The sequence below is a fragment of the Pseudomonas sp. B6002 genome (assembly GCF_013385985.1).
Classification (GTDB): Bacteria; Pseudomonadota; Gammaproteobacteria; order Pseudomonadales; family Pseudomonadaceae; genus Aquipseudomonas.
Map to the genome: position 1 here is coordinate 166,188 of NZ_JACAOY010000027.1, position 18,820 is coordinate 185,007.

General features: G+C 62.9%; 17 protein-coding genes. 10 read left to right on the forward strand and 7 right to left on the reverse strand.

The genetic code is table 11. The annotated features are described in order from the left end of the window. The first annotated feature begins 356 nt into the window (after window positions 1–356). From HX792_RS26935 to HX792_RS26950, 4 genes are all read left to right on the forward strand, one after another. Complete coding sequence (locus tag HX792_RS26935; RefSeq protein WP_176998920.1) at window positions 357–1,619, forward strand: OprD family porin; 1,263 nt, start codon at window positions 357–359, stop codon at window positions 1,617–1,619. A 177-nt stretch (window positions 1,620–1,796) separates the two neighbouring features. Further along, on the forward strand, window positions 1,797–2,621 hold the full coding sequence (locus tag HX792_RS26940; RefSeq protein WP_176998921.1) for an NAD(P)-dependent oxidoreductase: 825 nt from the start codon (window positions 1,797–1,799) through the stop codon (window positions 2,619–2,621). A 3-nt stretch (window positions 2,622–2,624) separates the two neighbouring features. Continuing rightward, window positions 2,625–3,500 carry an SMP-30/gluconolactonase/LRE family protein gene (locus tag HX792_RS26945; protein WP_176998922.1) on the forward strand — a complete coding sequence of 292 codons (876 nt, stop codon included), beginning with the start codon at window positions 2,625–2,627 and terminating at the stop codon, window positions 3,498–3,500. Window positions 3,501–3,510: 10 nt separating this feature from the next. After that, window positions 3,511–4,371: an aldose 1-epimerase gene (locus HX792_RS26950; RefSeq protein WP_176998923.1), complete on the forward strand. Its 861-nt coding sequence runs from the start codon at window positions 3,511–3,513 to the stop codon at window positions 4,369–4,371. Window positions 4,372–4,455: 84 nt separating this feature from the next. Here HX792_RS26950 and HX792_RS26955 read toward each other — a convergent pair whose 3' ends face one another. The 5 genes from HX792_RS26955 to HX792_RS26975 form a co-directional block, all read right to left on the reverse strand. Beyond that, entirely contained in the window at window positions 4,456–5,601 is a 1,146-nt protein-coding gene (locus HX792_RS26955; RefSeq protein WP_176998924.1) for an HlyD family secretion protein, read from the reverse strand. After that, window positions 5,598–7,241 (reverse strand): MFS transporter, encoded by a 1,644-nt coding sequence (locus HX792_RS26960; RefSeq protein WP_176998925.1) that lies wholly within the window; start codon window positions 7,239–7,241, stop codon window positions 5,598–5,600. Before HX792_RS26960 ends, HX792_RS26955 begins: the two co-directional genes overlap by 4 nt. A gap of 162 nt (window positions 7,242–7,403) precedes the next feature. Next, window positions 7,404–8,210, reverse strand: a complete 807-nt coding sequence (locus HX792_RS26965; protein ID WP_176998926.1) for a sulfite exporter TauE/SafE family protein — start codon at window positions 8,208–8,210, stop codon at window positions 7,404–7,406. Further along, a complete protein-coding gene (locus HX792_RS26970) occupies window positions 8,211–9,455 on the reverse strand; it encodes an FAD/NAD(P)-binding oxidoreductase (protein WP_176998927.1) in 1,245 nt (414 codons plus the stop codon). It abuts the gene before it with no gap. A gap of 51 nt (window positions 9,456–9,506) precedes the next feature. After that, window positions 9,507–9,842 (reverse strand): helix-turn-helix transcriptional regulator, encoded by a 336-nt coding sequence (locus HX792_RS26975; RefSeq protein ID WP_017136253.1) that lies wholly within the window; start codon window positions 9,840–9,842, stop codon window positions 9,507–9,509. 95 nt (window positions 9,843–9,937) lie between these two features. On the opposite strand from HX792_RS26975, the gene HX792_RS26980 reads away from it, so the two are divergent. After that, complete coding sequence (locus HX792_RS26980; RefSeq protein WP_176998928.1) at window positions 9,938–10,801, forward strand: MBL fold metallo-hydrolase; 864 nt, start codon at window positions 9,938–9,940, stop codon at window positions 10,799–10,801. A 136-nt stretch (window positions 10,802–10,937) separates the two neighbouring features. On the opposite strand, the gene bkdR is transcribed toward HX792_RS26980, so the two are convergent. Then, window positions 10,938–11,426 (reverse strand): Bkd operon transcriptional regulator BkdR, encoded by a 489-nt coding sequence (gene bkdR / locus HX792_RS26985; RefSeq protein WP_176998929.1) that lies wholly within the window; start codon window positions 11,424–11,426, stop codon window positions 10,938–10,940. A 195-nt stretch (window positions 11,427–11,621) separates the two neighbouring features. Here bkdR and HX792_RS26990 point away from each other — a divergent pair, with 195 nt between their 5' ends. The 5 genes from HX792_RS26990 to HX792_RS27010 all read left to right on the forward strand — a co-directional run bounded on the left by HX792_RS26990 (window position 11,622) and on the right by HX792_RS27010 (window position 17,762). Beyond that, window positions 11,622–12,857, forward strand: coding sequence for a 3-methyl-2-oxobutanoate dehydrogenase (2-methylpropanoyl-transferring) subunit alpha (locus HX792_RS26990; RefSeq protein ID WP_176998930.1), 1,236 nt, complete (start codon window positions 11,622–11,624; stop codon window positions 12,855–12,857). A gap of 1 nt (window position 12,858) precedes the next feature. Further along, a complete protein-coding gene (locus HX792_RS26995) occupies window positions 12,859–13,917 on the forward strand; it encodes an alpha-ketoacid dehydrogenase subunit beta (protein WP_176998931.1) in 1,059 nt (352 codons plus the stop codon). Then, the gene (locus tag HX792_RS27000) at window positions 13,918–15,177 is read left to right on the forward strand and encodes a dihydrolipoamide acetyltransferase family protein (RefSeq protein ID WP_176998932.1); all 1,260 of its coding nucleotides are present in this window, start codon (window positions 13,918–13,920) and stop codon (window positions 15,175–15,177) included. A 3-nt stretch (window positions 15,178–15,180) separates the two neighbouring features. Further along, window positions 15,181–16,560 (forward strand): dihydrolipoyl dehydrogenase, encoded by a 1,380-nt coding sequence (gene lpdA / locus HX792_RS27005; protein WP_176998933.1) that lies wholly within the window; start codon window positions 15,181–15,183, stop codon window positions 16,558–16,560. Window positions 16,561–16,742: 182 nt separating this feature from the next. Next, on the forward strand, window positions 16,743–17,762 hold the full coding sequence (locus tag HX792_RS27010) for a branched-chain amino acid aminotransferase (RefSeq protein WP_176998934.1): 1,020 nt from the start codon (window positions 16,743–16,745) through the stop codon (window positions 17,760–17,762). Between the two features lie 140 nt (window positions 17,763–17,902). Here the strand turns inward: HX792_RS27010 and HX792_RS27015 are convergent, their stop codons facing one another. Next, window positions 17,903–18,796: a GNAT family acetyltransferase gene (locus HX792_RS27015; protein WP_176998935.1), complete on the reverse strand. Its 894-nt coding sequence runs from the start codon at window positions 18,794–18,796 to the stop codon at window positions 17,903–17,905. Window positions 18,797–18,820: the final 24 nt, after the last annotated feature.

Genomic DNA, 18,820 nt, shown 5'->3' on the forward strand with positions numbered 1-18,820 from the left:
CCTGCGTTCGGCCAGCGTGGTTAACGGGGCGCCTAAGATCAAGATCAAAAGCAAGAGCACGGCGGCCTGGTAGCCGACCTGAGTGGTTAGGTCAAAAGCAGGTACGTGTAGGAGCTGGCTTGCCGGCGATGCAGGCAACTCGGTGAATCAGGCATACCCGGTTGAGGCCATCGCAGCGGTGCGGCGATCCGACAGGCCAGCTCCCACATGAACCGTGCCCGCATTTTGATCCGTACGGCCCAAGTCATCGTATAACTTCTGCTTGACACCCCTTGAAAACCCCGTAAATATCCGCGCAATGTTGTACGACGACGTACGACAAATAATAAAAACAACAAATAAAAGGGAGTTTCACTGTGAGTCCATTCGCCCGCAATTCCTCCTCGCGTATTGGCCTTCTCGGTCTTGGCAGCCTGGTTTGCACCCTACCCCTGACCACCCACGCCGACGGCTTTATCGACGACGCCACGGCCACGCTCAACCTGCGCAACGCCTACTTCAATCGCAACTTCACCAACCCTACCTACCCCCAGGCCAAGGCCCAGGAGTGGACGCAAAACTTCATTCTCGACGCCCGGTCCGGCTTCACACAGGGCACTGTCGGCTTCGGGCTGGATGTGCTGGGCCTGTACTCGCAAAAATTGGATGGCGGCAAAGGCACCGGTGGCACCCAGTTATTGCCGATTCACGATGACGGGCGCCCGGCCGACAACTTCGGGCGTCTGGGCGTGGCGCTGAAGACCCGGCTGTCGAAGACCGAATTGAAGGTCGGCGAATGGATGCCGGTGCTGCCAATCCTGCGCTCCGATGACGGCCGCTCCCTGCCGCAGACCTTCCGGGGCGGCCAGGTCACTTCCAACGAAATCGCCGGCCTGACCCTCTACGGCGGGCAGTTTCGCGGCAACAGCCCGCGCAACGACGCGAGCATGGAAGACCTGTTCATGAACGGCAAAGCTGCGTTCACGTCCGACCGCTTCAACTTTGGCGGCGGCGAATACAGCTTCAATAACAAGCGCACCCAGGTGGGCGTGTGGTACGCCGAGCTTGCCGACATCTACCAGCAACGCTATTTCAACCTGACCCACAGCCAGCCAGTGGGCGACTGGACCCTGGGCGCCAACCTCGGTTATTTCACCGGCAAGGAAGACGGACGCGCTTTGGCGGGTGATCTCGACAACAAGACCTTCTCTGCGCTGCTCTCGGCCAAGTACAAGGGCAACGCCTTTTATGTGGGCCTGCAGAAACTCACCGGCGACAGCGTGTGGATGAAGGTCAACGGCACCAGCGGCGGCACGCTGGCCAACGACAGCTATAACGCCAGCTACGACAACGCCAAGGAAAAATCCTGGCAGGTGCGCCATGATTTCAACTTCGTGGTGCTGGGCATTCCCGGGCTGACCATGATGAACCGCTACATCAGCGGCAGTAACGTACACACCGGGGCGATCACCGATGGCAAGGAATGGGGCCGCGAGTCGGAACTGGCCTATACCATCCAAAGCGGTACGCTGAAGGACCTGAACGTACGCTGGAGGAATTCGTCGCTGCGCCGGGACTTCAGCAACAATGAATTTGATGAGAACCGGCTGTTTATCAGCTACCCCCTCTCTCTACTCTGACACACACCTGTAGGAGCCGGCTTGCCGGCGATGGCGTCCTTGAAGCCATCGCAAGACCTAAGACCGCCATCGCTGGCAAGCCAGCTCCTACAGGGAGGTGTGTGTTGACAAGCCGAGGGGTCCGTAAGGATACTTTGGCAAAGTCATACGACAACCTACAACAACAATGGAACCCCCATGACCACCACGACTACTGCACCCGTTCCATTCAACCGCCTGCTGCTCACCGGCGCTGCCGGTGGCCTGGGTAAAGTCCTGCGCGAACGCCTGCGCCCTTATGCCCAGGTGCTGCGCCTGTCGGACATCGCCGCCATGGCCCCCGCAGCCGGCGCCCAAGAAGAAGTGCAAACCTGCGACCTCTCCGACAAACAGGCCGTGCACCACCTGGTGGAAGGCGTCGACGCGATCCTGCACTTTGGCGGCGTATCGGTAGAGCGCCCGTTCGAGGAGATCCTCGGCGCCAACATCAGCGGCATTTTCCACATCTATGAAGCCGCCCGTCGCCATGGCGTCAAGCGCGTGATCTTCGCCAGTTCCAACCATGTGATCGGCTTTCACAAGCAAGGCGAAATCCTCGACGCCCACTCGCCACGCCGCCCAGACAGCTACTACGGCCTCTCCAAGTCCTACGGCGAAGACATGGCCAGCTTCTATTTCGACCGCTACGGCATCCAGACCGTGAGCATCCGCATCGGCTCCTCGTTCCCGGAACCGCAGAACCGCCGCATGATGCACACCTGGCTGAGTTTCGATGACCTTACCCAACTGCTCGAACGTGCGCTGTACACGCCAGACGTCGGCCACACCGTGGTCTATGGCATGTCGGATAACCTCGACACCTGGTGGGACAACCGCTACGCCGCCCACCTGGGCTATGCCCCCAAGGACAACTCCGAAGTGTTCCGCGCACAGGTTGAAACCCAGCCACCGTTGGCCGCCGATGACCCGGCCAAGGTCTACCAGGGCGGCGCATTCTGCGCGGCCGGCCCGTTCGGCGATTGAGCCATGAGTGCAGAACTGATCGTCGATGCGCGCAACGCGGTGGGCGAATGCCCGGTGTGGGTGCCTGAAGAAAACGCGCTGTACTGGGTGGACATCCCCAACGGCGGCCTGCAACGCTGGAACGCCGCCACCGGGCATGTCGCCGCCTGGAAAGCCCCGCAGATGCTCGCCTGCATTGCCCGTACGCAAACGGGCAACTGGGTGGCCGGGATGGAGAGCGGCTTTTTCCAACTCACGCCGCACAACGATGGCAGCCTCGACACCACCCTGCTGGCCAACGTGCAGCACCCGCGCGCCGACATGCGCCTGAACGATGGCCGCTGTGATCGTCAGGGCCGGTTCTGGGCCGGCAGCATGGTGTTGAAAATGGGTCTGAACGCAGCCGAAGGCACCCTGTATCGCTACGCCAGCGGCACCGTGCCCCATGCACAACTGGGTGGGTTCATCACCCTTAACGGCCTGGCGTTCAGCCCGGATGGGCGCACGCTGTATGCGTCAGACTCGCACCCGCTGGTGCAACAGATCTGGGCGTTCGACTACGACACCGACACTGGCACGCCGTCCAACCGCCGCGTGTTCGTGGACATGCAGGCCTACCCTGGGCGCCCCGACGGTGCGGCGGTCGACGCCGAGGGTTGCTACTGGATCTGTGCCAATGACGCCGGGCTGATTCACCGCTTCACCCCTGACGGTCGCCTGGACCGCTCCCTGGCAGTACCGGTAAAGAAACCCACCATGTGCGCCTTTGGTGGCAGCCGGCTGGACACCCTGTTCGTCACCTCGATCCGCGATGATCAGAGCGAACAGTCCGTGTCCGGCGGCGTATTCGCCCTCAACCCGGGCGTGCAAGGCCTGCCAGAACCGACCTTCGCGCTTTAGGTGAATGCCGATGCTGATCGAACTCGAAGACGCCCTCACCCACCTCACCCTGGCCCCGGCCGTGGGCGGCAGCATCGTCAACTGGCGGGTGCGCGCCACCGGACAGCCGTTGCTGCGCCACAGTGACCAACAGGCGCTGGACACCGGTTTGCCGGGCAAGCTGGGGTGCTACCCGTTGGCGCCTTGGTCCAACCGGATTGCCGAAGGCGGTTTTGATAACCCGGGGGGTTGGCTGGCGTTGACGCCCAATAGCGCCCTCGACCCGTTGCCGATTCATGGCTCCGCCTGGCAACAGGCTTGGCAGGTGGTCAGCCAATCTGCCGACGAAGTGGTGCTATCGGTGGAGTGCGACACGCCGTTCGCCTATCGCGCCGAACAACGGTTTCGATTGGAGGGTGGCGAGCTGAGCATCGCATTACGCGTGACCCATCTGGCGGCACAGCCTGCGTGGCATGGTTTGGGATTGCATCCTTACTTGCCGCGCAAACCGCGGACACGGCTGCAGGCAGAGGCGTCGCAAGTGTGGTTGAGTGATGCGTCAAAGCTGCCGACGGGGCTGGCGCCGGTGCCGTCAGAGTGGGATTTCCAGGCGCTCAAAGGATTGCCCGAAGGGCTAGTGGACAATGGTTTTTGCCAGTGGGACGGCCACTGCGTGATTGAACAGCCTGAGTTGGGCTACACCCTGGAATGCCACGCCGAAGGTAGCGACTACTTTTTACTGTACTGCCCACCGGGGCTGGAGTTCTTCTGCATCGAACCGGTAAGCCATCCCGTCAATGCCCACCACCTGCCCGGCAGACCCGGCTTGAAACTGCTGGAACAAGGCCAGTCCACCCACCTCAACTTCGCCCTGAAATATCACCCCTTGTAGGAGCCCGGCTTGCCGGCGATGGGGCCATCAAAATCACCGCAAGGCGTTCGGGCCCAATCGCCGGCAAGCCGGCTCCTACAGGGATCAGGGTGGGCTGTTCTTCAGACGCCCCGCCGTGTCGATACTCACCACCACCGACAACCCCGGCCGCAGGCGCTCGCTCTCGGCCTGGTCCGGGTCCACCGTGATCCTCACCGGCACCCGCTGGGCAATCTTCACGAAGTTGCCGGTGGCATTGTCCGCCTGCAACAGGCTGAACTCAGAACCCGTGGCCGGGGAAATGTGCTGCACCGTGCCGTGGAATTTACGGTGGTTCAGCGCATCCACCGTGAAGGTCACCGGCTGGCCGACCTGCACGTTGTCCATCTGGGTTTCCTTCATGTTGGCGATCACCCACAGCTGCGGCGGCACCAGCGCCATCAACTGCGCGCCGGAGTTGACGTAGGCGCCCAGGCGCACGCCGATCTGTCCCAACTGGCCGTCACGCGGCGCTGTGATGCGCGTGTTCGACAGGTCGATCCGCGCCAGCTCCACCGCCGCATCGGCACTGGCGACGGCCGCTTCCAGGGAGCCGCGATTGACGATCACTGTTTGCAGGTCCTGCCGTGCGATTTCCAGGTTCGCCTGGGCCTGGGCCACAGCGGCGATGGTCTGCGCGTTGGCGGCGCGGGTCACGTCCAGCTCGCGCTTGGACACCGAGCCGTCACTGATCAACTCTTGATTGCGGCGCAAGTCGGCAGTGCTTTTGCGCGACTGCGCCTCGCTGTCGGCCAGGGCCGCCTGGCGCAATTTGATCGTGGCTTCGGCGCTGTTGCGCTGCTGCACCACATTGGCCAACGCGGCCTTTTGCACCGCCAGTTGGGCCAGCGCCTGGTCGAGGCGCTGCTTGTAGATGCGGTCATCCAGGCGCACCAACAGGTCGCCGGCCTTCACGTACTGGAAGTCCTGCACCGGCACTTCGAACACATAGCCGCTGAGTTGCGGCCCGATGATCGTGACCTGCCCACGCACCAGGGCGTTCTCCGTGGTTTCCACCGCGCTGCTGAACGGCGGCAGCTGCCAGGCGTACAGCACGATCAGCACGCCGACGACGGCGATCGCGGCAAAGCCCAGGGACGAAAGAATGCGTACGCGCAACGGCCGCAGCTCGGTGGGCACGGCGCCGGGGGGCGTGCTGCCTTCCGGCGTGGCGGCAATGGCGGTGGTGGTCGTGGTGGAAGGTTCGGTCATGAAGATGCGCCGCTGGGTTGAACGGGAGTGGCTGCTCGGGTGGTGCTCATCAGCCACAGACTGCGGATAAAGATCCAGATCATGGTGAGTATCGCGATGATCGCGATCAACATGAAGACATCGTTGTAGGCCATCACGTTCGCTTCACGGGTGGCCGCCGTGGCCAGGCTGCGAATGCCCATGAGGTTGCGCAGCTCGGGGTCGGCGATGATGCCGCCATAGGCCGAGCCGCCACTGTTGACCCGTGCGGCCACACGCGGGTCGAGCAGGGTCAGGTGCTCGACGATCATGCTGGAGTGGAATTTCTCCCGCACGATCTGGAAGGTGCCCAGCAGCGCCGCGCCGATCAGCCCGCCGAGGTTCTGGCAAATGCCGAACATCACCGAAAAACTCACCAGATTGCGCGGGTTGGTCAGCACGTTTTTGGTGCCCAACACCATGGTCGGCCCGAGGAAGAAGGTCCCGCCGAAGCCTAGCAGAAACTGGCTGACATACAGGTTTTCCGGGCGGGTCAGGTTGCTGGAAAAGCTGTCCATCACCGACCCCACCGCCATCAGCGCCAGGGAGATCACCAACGGCATCAACAGGTGCGCCGGGTTGATGGTCAACGCGCTCACCGCCAGCCCGGCAATCGCACCGGCCAGCATCACCACGTACAACGTGTGCATCTGTTGGTAGCTCATGTTCAGCATCTGCATGAAACCCACCGCGCCGGTGGACTGCTCGGACAGCACCATGCGAATCAGGATCACCGCCAGCGCCAGGCGGATCATCACCCCGCTGCCAAGCCAGCGGGTCATCAGCATCGGGTTGCTGCGGTTATGCTCGATGGCCAGGCCGGCCATGATCAGCACCAGGGAACAGGCCGACGCCACGCCGATCCATGGGGCTTCGAGCCACCAGTCGATACGCCCCAGGGACAACACGGCGCACAGCAATGCCACGCCGGTAGCGAGCAAGGCGAAGGTGAGGAAGTCGAGTTTTTCGAAGGTCTTGAAGCGGTCGCCCGGCGGCAACTTGAGCAGGAACACGCAGCCCAGGCAGATCAGTGCCATGCCCAGTTCGAACAGGTACAAGCCGCGCCATTCGGCGATTTGCAGCAGGTCTTCAGAGAACAACCGGGCCAACGGCAACGCCAGCTGCGCCGTGCCCAGGCCCAGCACCAGCGCCTTCAAGCGCCACTTGGCCGGGAACGCCTGGATCATGTAGTACAAGCCCAGGGAACTGAGCGCCGCGCCCACCATGCCGTGGGCCGCACGCACCGCGATGGCCGAACTGAGGTCGTTGACGAACAAGTGGCCGAAGGTCACCAGCGCATACAGCACCAGGAACACCTCGGTGAACGCGCGCAGGCCAAACTGCTGGCGAAACTTCACCAGCAGCAGGTTCATGCACACGTTGGTCATCACATAGGCGGCGGGCAGCCAGGCCATTTCGGCGGTGGTCGCACCCAGGGCACCTTGCAGGTATTGCAGGTTGGCAATCACCAGCGCGTTGCCCAAGCCCCCGGTGATTGCCACCAGCACGCCCACCATCGCGAACAGCCAGCGCTTGTGCGTGGGGTGCAACGGCGTCGACGGCGAACCGGGCAGGCTCGGGCGCTCGTGGGGTTCCCAGGCGTGGGGGGTGTATTTGTCCATTTACAGACCTAGAAGTGCAAGGCTGGGTAACAGTGTACAGGTAGGAGCCGGCTTGCCGGCGATGACAGTTTTGAGAACGAGCGTGTTCTTCAGGGCCTCATCGCCGGCAAGCCGGCTCCTACAGGTCGGTGAGCGTTTTCCGCCGCGGGCAAGCCGGTGGAATCAGAGAGCGGCCTTGATCAACATCCCCGCCGCCACCAGCACACACAGGCCGGCAAAGCCGACTTGCAGGGTGCGCGTGGGGATCAACGCACACAGGCGCCGACCGGCAAGCATGCCGACGATGCTGGCGCCAATGAACATCCAGCCCACCGGCTCGATGCGCACACCGGCATGGAACGCGCCCGCCACACCAATCAACGAGATCAGGCTGATCACCATCAACGAGGTGGCGACAATGCCGCGCATCTGCACGTCGGTGAGCTGCTTGAACGCCGGGACGATCAGAAAGCCCCCGCCCACACCGAGCAGGCCCGACACGGCACCGGTCACGGCGCCGAGTGCAGCCAGGGTGGCTGTGCATTTGGCGGTCCAGGCCAGGCGCCCGGTCTGCTGGTTGAGCATGCAATTCTTCTGGCCCCAGGACGCGGCACCATGGTCACTCGGCCCAGCGTCGGTCTTTTCGCGCTGCAACATGCGCCAGGCCACCAGCACCATCAGTGCGCTGAACAAGCCCATCAGCAGGTATTCCGGCAATTGGTGGGCGAAGAACACCCCCACCGGTGAAAACAACCCGCCGAGCACGGCGATCAGCAACGCCGCGCGATAGCGCACCAGGCCATGGCGCAAGCCGTCGATGGCCCCCACCGCTGCCGCCGCCCCCACGGCGAGCAGCGACACCGGTGCGGCCTGGGTCATGCTCAGGCCCAACCCCAGCACCAGCGCCGGCACGCCGAGGATGCCGCCACCGGCACCGGTCAGGCCCATGACCAGGCCCATCAAGATGCCCAACACACTGGCCAGCAGCATTCAGTCCACCTTGCTCAGGCGGGTCAGCCACTCGCGGCCCTTGAGCATGCCGTTCCAGTAGAACCACGGCAGCAGCGTCGCCTTGAGGAACCACATTGAACGGCGCGCCTGGGTCGGGTCCAGGGGAAAGGTCGGCAGTAGCTTGCCGCCATAACCGAACTCGGCCAGCACCACCTTGCCCTTCTCCACCGTCAGCGGGCAGGAACCATAGCCGTCGTACTTGAGGGGCAGCGGCGCCTGTTTGCGCAGGGCCAGCAGGTTTTCCGCGACCACTACGATCTGTTTGCGCACGGCGGCGGCCGTCTTGGCATTGGTGGTGCCGCACACATCGCCCAAGCCGAAGATGTGCGGGTAACGCAGGTGCTGCAGGCTGTGGGGGTTGACCTCGCACCAGCCGGCCGCGTCGGCCAGCGCACTGTGGCGGATGAAGTCCGGGGAAACCTGCGGCGGGACCACGTGCAGCAGGTCAAAGCTTTTCTCTTGAACAGTGACGTTGCCCCCGGCGTCCTTCACCTCGAACCAGGCCCTGCGCGCCGGGCCGTCAACCTTGACCAGGTTGGCATTGAACGCCAGGCGGGCGTTGTACTTCTCGATGTATTTCATCAACGGCGGCACAAAGGTCGGCACGCCGAACAGCGCGGCACCGGCCAGGTTGAATTCGACATCGATGTTGTTCAGGACGCCCTGTTTGAGCCAGTGATCACAGGACAGGTACATCGCCTTTTGCGGCGCGCCCGCGCATTTGATCGGCATGGCCGGCTGGGTAAAGATCGCCTTGCCACCCTTGAGCTGCTGCACCAGTTGCCAGGTGTAGGCGGCGTGTTCATAGCTGTAGTTGGAGGTGACGCCGTTGCGCCCGAGGGTGTCCTGCAGGCCCTCGATTTTCTCCCAGGCCAGGCGCAGGCCGGGGCACACCACCAGGTTTTTCCAGCTGACGCGCTGGCCGCTGTCGAGTACCAGAATCTGCTCATCGGCCAGTACTTCGGTGACGGCAGCCTGTATCCAGGTCACGCCATTGGGCAACACATCGGCCAGTGGGCGACGGGTCTTTTTCACGTCGTAGGCACCGCCGCCGACCAGGGTCCAGGCCGGCTGGTAGCAGTGGTGGTCGCTGGGTTCGATGAGGGTGATGTTCAGGTGGGGGTCGCGCTTGAGCAGGCTGGCCAGCAGGCCGATGCCTGCCGAGCCGCCGCCGATGACTACGATGTCGCCACTGATGGTTGGGCCCCAGTGTTGGTCGGTCATGGTCTATCGCCTTTTTTATTCAATGCACACAAGGGTCGCTGCCGGATGGCGTCACGCCCAGCTTTTAATCACCGCGCCGCAGTACAGGCCGGACAGGGTCTTCATTACTTGAATCACTTCATGGCTGGCCAGCCCGTAGAAGATGTATTTGCCTTCCCGACGGGTGGCGACCAACCCTTCGTCACGCAGGATGCCCAACTGTTGGGACAGCGTGGGCTGGCGCACGCCGGTCATGGTTTCCAGCTCGCCGACGTTGCGCTCGCCCTGGGTCAACTGGCAGAGGATCAACAAACGGTCCTCATTGGCCAGCGCCTTGAGCAAGGAGCAGGCCTTGGACGCCGACGCGCGCAGCTGGGCGACTTCGCCTTCACTCAGAGTAGATTCCATTTGCCTCGGGTCCTTTTTGTCACTTAAGCTCAAAACATTATGTGTAAACGTAAACTGATTGTAACGACTTTTTTCTTCAATTGGGGACAGCCGCCATGCCCGCGTTGATTCAACCTTTTTTGGACGAGGCATCGTCGACCTACACCTACATCATCTATGAAGCCGACGGCGGCCCCTGTGCCGTCGTCGACTCCGTGCTCAACTACGACCCGGCTTCCGGGCGCACCGACACGGCCCAGGCCGACAAGGTCATCGACTTTGTCCGCGAACACCACCTGCAGGTGCAATGGCTGCTGGAAACCCACGCCCACGCCGACCACCTGTCTGCCGCGCCGTATTTGCGGCGCACCCTGGGCGGCAAAATTGCCATCGGGCAGTCCATCAGCACCGTGCAGGGCGTGTTCAAGAACCTGTTCAACCTGGAGCCGGAATTTCGCGTGGATGGCTCGCAGTTCGATCACCTGTTTGCGCCGGATGAGGTGTTTCATATCGGCAACCTGAAGGCCCAGGCGCTGCATGTACCCGGGCATACGCCGGCGGACATGGCCTACCTGATCGACGGCCGGTTGATCCTGGTGGGTGACACGCTGTTCATGCCCGATGTGGGCACGGCGCGCTGCGATTTCCCGGGCGGCGATGCGCGGCAGCTGTATGCGTCGATGCGCAAGTTGCTGGCGTTTCCGCTGGAAACGGAGCTGTACGTCTGCCATGACTACCCACCCGAGGGGCGCGCAGCGAAATGCCTGACCACCGTGGCCGAACAGCGCGCGGGGAATATCCACGTACATGACGGGGTGGATGAAGCGGCATTTGTCGAAATGCGTACCAAACGGGACGCCGGGCTGGGCATGCCGACGCTGTTGCTGCCGGCGATCCAGGTGAATGTGCGGGCGGGGAATGTGCCGCCGGCGGAAGACAATGGCGTTGTCTACCTGAAGATTCCCCTCAACCAACTCTGAAATACACTCTAAATGTGGGAGCTGGCTTGCCTGCGATAGCGGTGGGTCAGCTGGCACATTTGCTACTGATAGACCGCTATCGCAGGCAAGCCAGCTCCCACAGGCGCCAGTATTTCACCGCTGGAGAGGAGTTGGGTCAGGTGCCCAGGTTGATGCCATTGGCCGGCAACGGCAGCGCCGTTTTATAGCGCACCTGCTTGAGCGCAAAACTCGACCGAATATTCGCCACCCCCGGCACCTTGGTCAGAAAGTCCATCATGAACCGCTCCAGCGACTGGATCGTCGGCACCAGCACCCGGATCAGATAGTCCGGGTCGCCCGCCATGAGGTAGCACTCCATCACTTCCGGCCGGTCGGCAATTGCGCCCTCGAACTGCTGCAGCGCCAGCTCGTTCTGTTTCTCCAGGCTGACGTGGATGAATACGTTGACGTGCAGCCCGAGCAGGTCGGCGTCGAGCAAGGTGACCTGGTCACGGATCAGCCCCAATTCCTCCATCGCCTTGACCCGGTTGAAGCACGGCGTGGGCGACAGGTTCACCGAACGCGCCAGGTCGGCGTTGGTGATGCGGGCGTTCTCCTGCAAGGCGTTGAGAATGCCGATATCGGTACGGTCCAGTTTGCGCATGAGACGAAATCACCTGTTTTTTATGTTTATGCAGTTTTTTTATCCGCAAATGATCTTGAGCGCAATGAAACACAGATAAATATTCTTCTACGCCCCGCCTATGATTGTTGTAGGACAAGATTTCCCTTACCCGGGGACTGACTGTCAGCTAGCGCGCCCACTACAAGAAATTCACAAGATAGAGCGTAGAAAGCCATGACCCAGCAGTACGAACCACTGCGCCTGCACGTTCCCGAACCCTCGGGCCGCCCAGGCTGCAAGACCGACTTCACGTACCTGCGCCTGACCGACGCCGGCACGGTGCGCAAACCCGCCATCGACGTAGAACCCGCCGACACCGCCGACCTGGCCAAGGGCCTGATCCGCGTGCTCGACGACCAGGGCCAGGCCCTGGGGCCGTGGGTCGAAGGCGTTAGCGTCGAGATCATGCGCCGCGGCATGCGCGCCATGCTCAAGACGCGCATCTTCGACAACCGCATGGTGGTCGCCCAGCGTCAGAAAAAAATGTCGTTCTACATGCAAAGCCTTGGCGAAGAAGCCATCGGCAGCGCCCAGGCCCTGGCCTTGAACATCGACGACATGTGCTTCCCCACCTACCGCCAGCAAAGCATCCTGATGGCCCGCGAAGTGCCGCTGGTGGACCTGATCTGCCAGTTGCTGTCCAACGAGCGCGACCCGCTCAAGGGCCGCCAGCTGCCGATCATGTATTCGGTCAAGGACGCAGGTTTCTTCACTATTTCCGGTAACCTCGCGACCCAATTCGTACAAGGCGTGGGCTGGGGCATGGCCTCGGCGATCAAGGGCGATACCAAGATCGCCTCGGCCTGGATCGGCGACGGTGCCACCGCTGAATCCGACTTCCACACCGCCCTGACCTTCGCCCACGTGTACCGTGCGCCGGTGATCCTCAACGTGGTCAACAACCAGTGGGCCATCTCCACCTTCCAGGCCATTGCTGGCGGTGAAGCCACCACCTTCGCCGGACGCGGCGTCGGTTGCGGCATCGCCTCTCTGCGCGTGGACGGCAACGACTTTATCGCTGTATACGCCGCCTCCGCGTGGGCCGCCGAGCGTGCGCGCCGCAACCTGGGGCCGACGCTGATCGAGTGGGTCACCTACCGCGCCGGCCCGCATTCCACTTCCGATGATCCGTCCAAGTACCGCCCCGCCGACGACTGGAGCCACTTCCCCTTGGGCGACCCGATTGCGCGCCTCAAGCAGCACCTGATCAAGATTGGCCAGTGGTCCGAAGAGGAACACGCGGCGGTCAGTGCCGAGCTGGAAGCCGAGGTGATCGCCGCGCAGAAAGAAGCCGAACAGTACGGCACCCTGGCCGGTGGCCAGATTCCAAGCGCCGCGACCATGTTCGAAGACGTCTATAAAGAGATGCCGGAGCACTTGAAGCGCCAGCGTCAAGAGTTGGGGATCTGACATGAACGATCACAACAACAGCATTGAAGTGGAAACCGCCATGACCACCACCACCATGACCATGATCCAGGCCCTGCGCTCGGCCATGGATGTGATGCTCGAACGTGACGACAACGTGGTGGTGTTCGGCCAGGACGTGGGTTACTTCGGCGGCGTGTTCCGTTGCACCGAAGGCTTGCAGAACAAGTACGGCAGCTCGCGGGTATTCGACGCCCCGATCTCCGAAAGCGGCATCGTTGGCGTCGCCGTGGGCATGGGCGCCTACGGCCTGCGCCCGGTGGCCGAGATCCAGTTTGCCGACTACGTCTACCCCGCCACCGACCAGATCATCTCCGAAGCGGCGCGCCTGCGTTATCGCTCGGCCGGCCAGTTCACCGCGCCGCTGACCATGCGCATGCCCTGCGGCGGCGGCATCTACGGCGGCCAGACCCACAGCCAGAGCATCGAGGCAGTGTTCACCCAAGTCTGCGGCCTGCGCACGGTCATGCCGTCCAACCCCTATGACGCGAAAGGCCTGCTGATCGCCTCCATCGAAAACGATGACCCGGTGATCTTCTTGGAGCCCAAGCGCCTGTACAACGGCCCGTTCGATGGCCATCACGACCGCCCGGTAACCCCGTGGTCGAAACACCCCCAAGCCCAAGTGCCGGACGGCTACTACACCGTGCCGCTGGACGTGGCCGCCATCGTGCGCCCGGGCTCTGCCGTGACCGTGCTGACCTACGGCACCACCGTGTATGTGTCGCAAGTGGCGGCCGAAGAAACCGGTATCGACGCCGAGGTCATCGACCTGCGCAGCCTGTGGCCGCTTGACCTGGACACCATCGTCAAGTCGGTGAAAAAGACCGGCCGTTGCGTGGTGGTGCATGAAGCCACGCGCACCTGCGGTTTTGGTGCCGAGTTGGTGTCGCTGGTGCAAGAGCATTGCTTCCACCACCTGGAAGCGCCGATCGAACGCGTCACCGGCTGGGACACCCCCTACCCGCACGCGCAGGAGTGGGCGTATTTCCCAGGGCCGTCCCGCGTGGGCGCGGCGTTGAAACGGGTCATGGAGGTCTGAATGGGCACGCACGTTATCAAGATGCCGGACATTGGCGAAGGCATCGCGGAAGTTGAACTGTCGGTGTGGCATGTAAAGGTCGGCGACCTGGTGGTTGAAGACCAGGTACTGGCGGATGTCATGACCGACAAGGCGATGGTGGACATTCCCTCGCCGGTGCACGGCAAGGTGATTTCCCTCGGCGGCGAGCCGGGTGAAGTCATGGCCGTGGGCAGTATTTTGATCAGCATCGAAGTGGAAGGCGCGGGCAACGCCAAGGAAGCGCCCGCCGCGAAAGAAGCGCCGAAAGCTGCACCGGTGGTTGAGGCCAAGCCTGCGCCGGCGGCGATTGAAAGCAAACCTGCGCCGGTTATCGCAGCCCAGGCACCCGTGGCGCGTGCAGCCGACGAGCGTCCGCTGGCCTCCCCGGCCGTGCGCAAACACGCATTGGACGCCGGCATTCAGTTGCGCCTGGTGCAGGGTTCCGGCCCGGCCGGGCGAATCCTGCACGAAGACCTCGACGCCTACCTGCAACAAGGCACGGCGAAGGCATCCACGGCTGCCAACCCCTACGCCGAACGCAACACCGAAGAACAGATCCCGGTGATCGGCATGCGCCGCAAGATCGCCCAGCGCATGCAGGACGCCACGCGGCGCGCCGCGCATTTCAGCTACGTGGAAGAGATCGACGTCACCGCCCTCGACGAGCTGCGCGTGCACCTCAACGAGAAACACGGCGCCACACGCGGCAAGCTGACCCTGCTGCCGTTCATCGTGCGCGCCATGGTCGTGGCGTTGCGGGATTTCCCGCAGATCAACGCGCGTTACGACGACGAAGCCCAGGTCATCACCCGCCTTGGCGCGGTGCATGTGGGCGTCGCCACCCAGAGCGACGTCGGCTTGATGGTGCCCGTGGTGCGCCACGCCGAAGCCCGCAGCCTGTGGGGCAATGCCGAGGAAATCGCACGTTTGGCCACCGCCGCGCGCAATGGCAAGGCCAGCCGCGACGAACTGTCGGGCTCGACCATCACCCTCACCAGCCTCGGCGCCTTGGGCGGCATCGTCAGCACGCCGGTGCTGAACCTGCCGGAAGTGGCCATTGTTGGCGTCAACCGTATCGTTGAGCGGCCGATGGTGATCAAAGGCCAGATCGTGGTGCGCAAGATGATGAACCTCTCCAGCTCGTTCGATCACCGCGTGGTCGACGGCATGGACGCGGCGCAATTCATCCAGGCCATTCGCGGCCTGCTCGAACAACCCGCCAGCCTGTTCCTGGAGTAAGGCATGACGCAGACTTTGAACACCACGCTGCTGATCATCGGCGGCGGCCCTGGCGGTTATGTGGCGGCGATCCGCGCCGGCCAACTGGGTATCCCGACCATCCTGGTGGAAGGCCAGGCACTGGGCGGCACCTGCCTGAATATCGGCTGCATTCCGTCCAAGGCCCTGATCCATGTGGCCGAGCAGTTCCAGCAAACCGTGCACCACAGCCAAGGCTCCAAACTGGGCATCGAAGTGGATGTGCCGACCCTGGACATCCGCAAGAGCGTGGAATGGAAAGACGGCATCGTCGACCGCCTGACCACCGGCGTTTCGGCGTTGCTCAAGAAGCACAAGGTGCAGGTGATCCATGGCTGGGGCAAGGTGGTGGACGGCAAGACCGTCGACGTCGGCGACCAGCGCATCACCTGCGAACACCTGCTGCTGGCCACCGGCTCGAAAAGCGTCAACCTGCCGATGCTGCCGATTGGCGGGCCGATCATCTCGTCCACCGAAGCCCTGGCGCCGACGAGCGTGCCCAAGCGCCTGGTGGTGGTGGGCGGCGGCTATATCGGCCTGGAACTGGGCATTGCCTACCGCAAGCTGGGCGCCGAGGTCAGTGTGGTCGAGGCGCAGGAGCGTATCTTGCCGGCCTACGATGCTGAGCTGACCGCGCCGGTGGCCGAATCCCTCAAGCAACTGGGGGTGAAGCTGTACCTCAAGCACAGCGTGACGGGCTTTGCCGACAAGCAATTGCAAGTGCGCGATCCGAATGGCGACACGCTGTCGCTGGAAACCGACCAAGTGCTGGTGGCCGTGGGCCGCAAACCCAATACCCAGGGCTGGAACCTTGAAGCGCTGAACCTTGAGATGAACGGTGCGGCGATCAAGATCGACAGCCGTTGCCAGACCAGCATGCGCAATGTGTATGCCATCGGCGACCTGAGCGGCGAGCCGATGCTGGCACACCGCGCCATGGCCCAGGGTGAAATGGTCGCCGAGCTGATCAGCGGTCAATCCCGCGAATTCAACCCGGCCGCGATCCCGGCCGTGTGTTTTACCGACCCGGAAGTGGTGGTGGTCGGCAAGACCCCGGACGAGGCCAAGGCCGCCGGGCTGGACTGCGTCGTGGCCAGTTTCCCGTTTGCGGCCAATGGCCGGGCGATGACGCTGGAGTCGAAAACCGGCTTCGTGCGGGTGGTGGCGCGCCGTGACAACCACCTGATCGTCGGCTGGCAAGCCGTGGGCGTGGGCGTCTCGGAACTGTCTACCGCGTTTGGCCTGAGCCTGGAAATGGGCTCGCGCCTGGAAGACGTGGCGGGCACCATCCACGCTCACCCGACCCTGGGTGAGGCGGTGCTGGAAGCGGCGTTGCGAGCGTTGGGCCACGCGTTGCACCTGTAAACACAGCCCCTGTAGGAGCCGGCTTGCCGGCGATGGCGGTCGTCGGGTAAACCGAATTGCCTGGATCGCCGGCAAGCCGGCTCCTACAAACCCGCTGCAGAATGAAGTATTGTTGCGCCCATCCAGAAAAAAACCGACAAGCCTGCCTTCGACCAGGCGGTTGACCAGAGATAGAGGGTGTCATGGGTAACGAAAGCATCAATTGGGACAAGCTGGGTTTTGACTACATCAAGACCGACAAGCGGTTTCTCCAGGTCTGGAAAAACGGCGAATGGCAAGAAGGCACCCTGACCGACGACAACGTGCTGCACATCAGCGAGGGCTCCACCGCCCTGCACTATGGCCAGCAGTGCTTCGAAGGCCTCAAGGCCTACCGCTGCAAGGACGGTTCGATCAACCTGTTCCGCCCGGACCAGAACGCCGCCCGCATGCAACGCAGCTGCGCCCGCCTGCTGATGCCGCACGTGTCGACCGAAGACTTCATCGAAGCCTGCAAAAAAGTGGTCGCGGCCAACGAGCGTTTCATCCCGCCGTACGGCAGTGGCGGCGCGCTGTACCTGCGCCCGTTCGTGATCGGCACCGGTGACAACATCGGCGTGCGCACCGCACCGGAATTCATCTTCTCGGTGTTCGCGATCCCGGTTGGCGCCTACTTCAAGGGCGGCCTGGTGCCGCACAACTTCCAGATCTCCAGCTTCGACCGCGCCGCGCCACAAGGCACCGGTGCCGCCAAGGTCGGTGGCAACTACGCCGCCAGCCTGATGCCAGGTTCCGAAGCGAAGAAATCCGGCTTCGCCGACGCGATCTACCTGGACCCGATGACCCACTCGAAAATCGAAGAAGTCGGTTCGGCCAACTTCTTCGGGATCACCCACGACAATAAGTTCATCACGCCGAAGTCGCCTTCGGTGCTGCCGGGCATCACCCGTCTGTCGCTGATCGAACTGGCCCAGACCCGCCTGGGCCTGGAAGTGGTCGAGGGCGAAGTGTTCATCGACAAGCTGGACCAGTTCAAGGAAGCCGGCGCCTGCGGTACCGCTGCGGTGATCTCGCCAATCGGCGGCATCCAGTACAACGGCAAGCTGCACGTGTTCCACAGCGAGACCGAAGTGGGCCCGATCACCCAGAAGCTCTACAAAGAGCTGACCGGCGTGCAGACCGGCGACGTTGAAGCGCCAGCGGGTTGGATCGTCAAGGTCTAAGCCCAGCGTTCCAAGTGGCAACACCACAAAACCCTGTGGGAGCTGGCTTGCCTGCGATGGCGGTGTATCAGTCAACATTTACAGTGACTGACACACCGCCATCGCAGGCAAGCCAGCTCCCACATTTGTTTTCAGTGTTCTCAAGGTTGGGCCGGAATGTTCTGGGCAATCTTCTTGCCCATGCTGATCCTCGGCTCCACCCCATACCCCAACGCCCCGTAGAACCCCACCACCGCCTCATTGCCACTGGTGATCTGCAGGTTGATCTTCATGCAGCCCAGCGCAATCAGTGCCTGCTCCGCATGCCGCACCAGTGAGGCGCCCAGCCCCTGGCGCCGATAATCGGCGTGCACCGCCACCGAATACAACCAGCCACGATGACCGTCGTACCCGGCGAGTATCGTGCCGATCACGGCCTTTTTATCCGTTGCCACAAAGAACAGCCCATCGTTGACCGCCAGCTTCTTGTCTATCGCCAGGCTCGGCAGGTTGTGGGCGGTGTCATAGCCAAACGCCTCCTGCCACAACGCCACCACCTGCGCGCGATGCTGTCGGTCGCGATACGGGCCGATGGGATGCCGGGACGACAGCGCCTTTTCCATCACCAGCGTGCGCTCATTGCCGTGGTACACGTCGCGCACGGTGTGGAACCCCAGCTTGGTGTAGAACGGCTCGGCCGTCAGCGATGACGGCACACTCAGCACCGTCACCCCGGCCTCGCGGGCACGCAGCTCGATCTCGATCATCAACAGGCGGCCAATGCCCTGCCCTTGCAGGTCGGGGTTGACGAACACCGAACGCACCACGTTGCTGTCCAGGGCGGCCGTGGCCACGATCACCTGGCCCTGCACCGCCACCAGCACCAGCCGCCGCGTGAGCAACGCCAATACCGCATCAGGCGTGAAGTTGCTTGCGACGCGGGCGATCACCTCGGCCGGGTAATCCCGTGCATTGCTGCTGTGCAGGGCGGCCAGGATGACCTGGCTGATGCCTTCAGCGTCGGTGGGTTGGGCGAGACGAACGGCAGTCGACATGCAGGGCTCCTTGCAGAATCAGAT

What these genes read in the sequence shown, in the direction of transcription:
- HX792_RS26945 (WP_176998922.1), top strand. Translation starts at nt 2,625, where the DNA reads ATGAGTGCAGAACTGATCGTCGATGCGCGCAACGCGGTGGGCGAATGC.
- HX792_RS26965 (WP_176998926.1), bottom strand. Translation starts at nt 8,210, where the DNA reads ATGCTGCTGGCCAGTGTGTTGGGCATCTTGATGGGCCTGGTCATGGGC.
- HX792_RS27000 (WP_176998932.1), top strand. Translation starts at nt 13,918, where the DNA reads ATGGGCACGCACGTTATCAAGATGCCGGACATTGGCGAAGGCATCGCG.
- lpdA (WP_176998933.1), top strand. Translation starts at nt 15,181, where the DNA reads ATGACGCAGACTTTGAACACCACGCTGCTGATCATCGGCGGCGGCCCT.
- HX792_RS26990 (WP_176998930.1), top strand. Translation starts at nt 11,622, where the DNA reads ATGACCCAGCAGTACGAACCACTGCGCCTGCACGTTCCCGAACCCTCG.
- HX792_RS26955 (WP_176998924.1), bottom strand. Translation starts at nt 5,601, where the DNA reads ATGACCGAACCTTCCACCACGACCACCACCGCCATTGCCGCCACGCCG.
- HX792_RS26980 (WP_176998928.1), top strand. Translation starts at nt 9,938, where the DNA reads ATGCCCGCGTTGATTCAACCTTTTTTGGACGAGGCATCGTCGACCTAC.
- HX792_RS26950 (WP_176998923.1), top strand. Translation starts at nt 3,511, where the DNA reads ATGCTGATCGAACTCGAAGACGCCCTCACCCACCTCACCCTGGCCCCG.
- HX792_RS26960 (WP_176998925.1), bottom strand. Translation starts at nt 7,241, where the DNA reads ATGGACAAATACACCCCCCACGCCTGGGAACCCCACGAGCGCCCGAGC.
- HX792_RS26940 (WP_176998921.1), top strand. Translation starts at nt 1,797, where the DNA reads ATGACCACCACGACTACTGCACCCGTTCCATTCAACCGCCTGCTGCTC.
- bkdR (WP_176998929.1), bottom strand. Translation starts at nt 11,426, where the DNA reads ATGCGCAAACTGGACCGTACCGATATCGGCATTCTCAACGCCTTGCAG.
- HX792_RS27010 (WP_176998934.1), top strand. Translation starts at nt 16,743, where the DNA reads ATGGGTAACGAAAGCATCAATTGGGACAAGCTGGGTTTTGACTACATC.
- HX792_RS26995 (WP_176998931.1), top strand. Translation starts at nt 12,859, where the DNA reads ATGAACGATCACAACAACAGCATTGAAGTGGAAACCGCCATGACCACC.
- HX792_RS27015 (WP_176998935.1), bottom strand. Translation starts at nt 18,796, where the DNA reads ATGTCGACTGCCGTTCGTCTCGCCCAACCCACCGACGCTGAAGGCATC.
- HX792_RS26970 (WP_176998927.1), bottom strand. Translation starts at nt 9,455, where the DNA reads ATGACCGACCAACACTGGGGCCCAACCATCAGTGGCGACATCGTAGTC.
- HX792_RS26975 (WP_017136253.1), bottom strand. Translation starts at nt 9,842, where the DNA reads ATGGAATCTACTCTGAGTGAAGGCGAAGTCGCCCAGCTGCGCGCGTCG.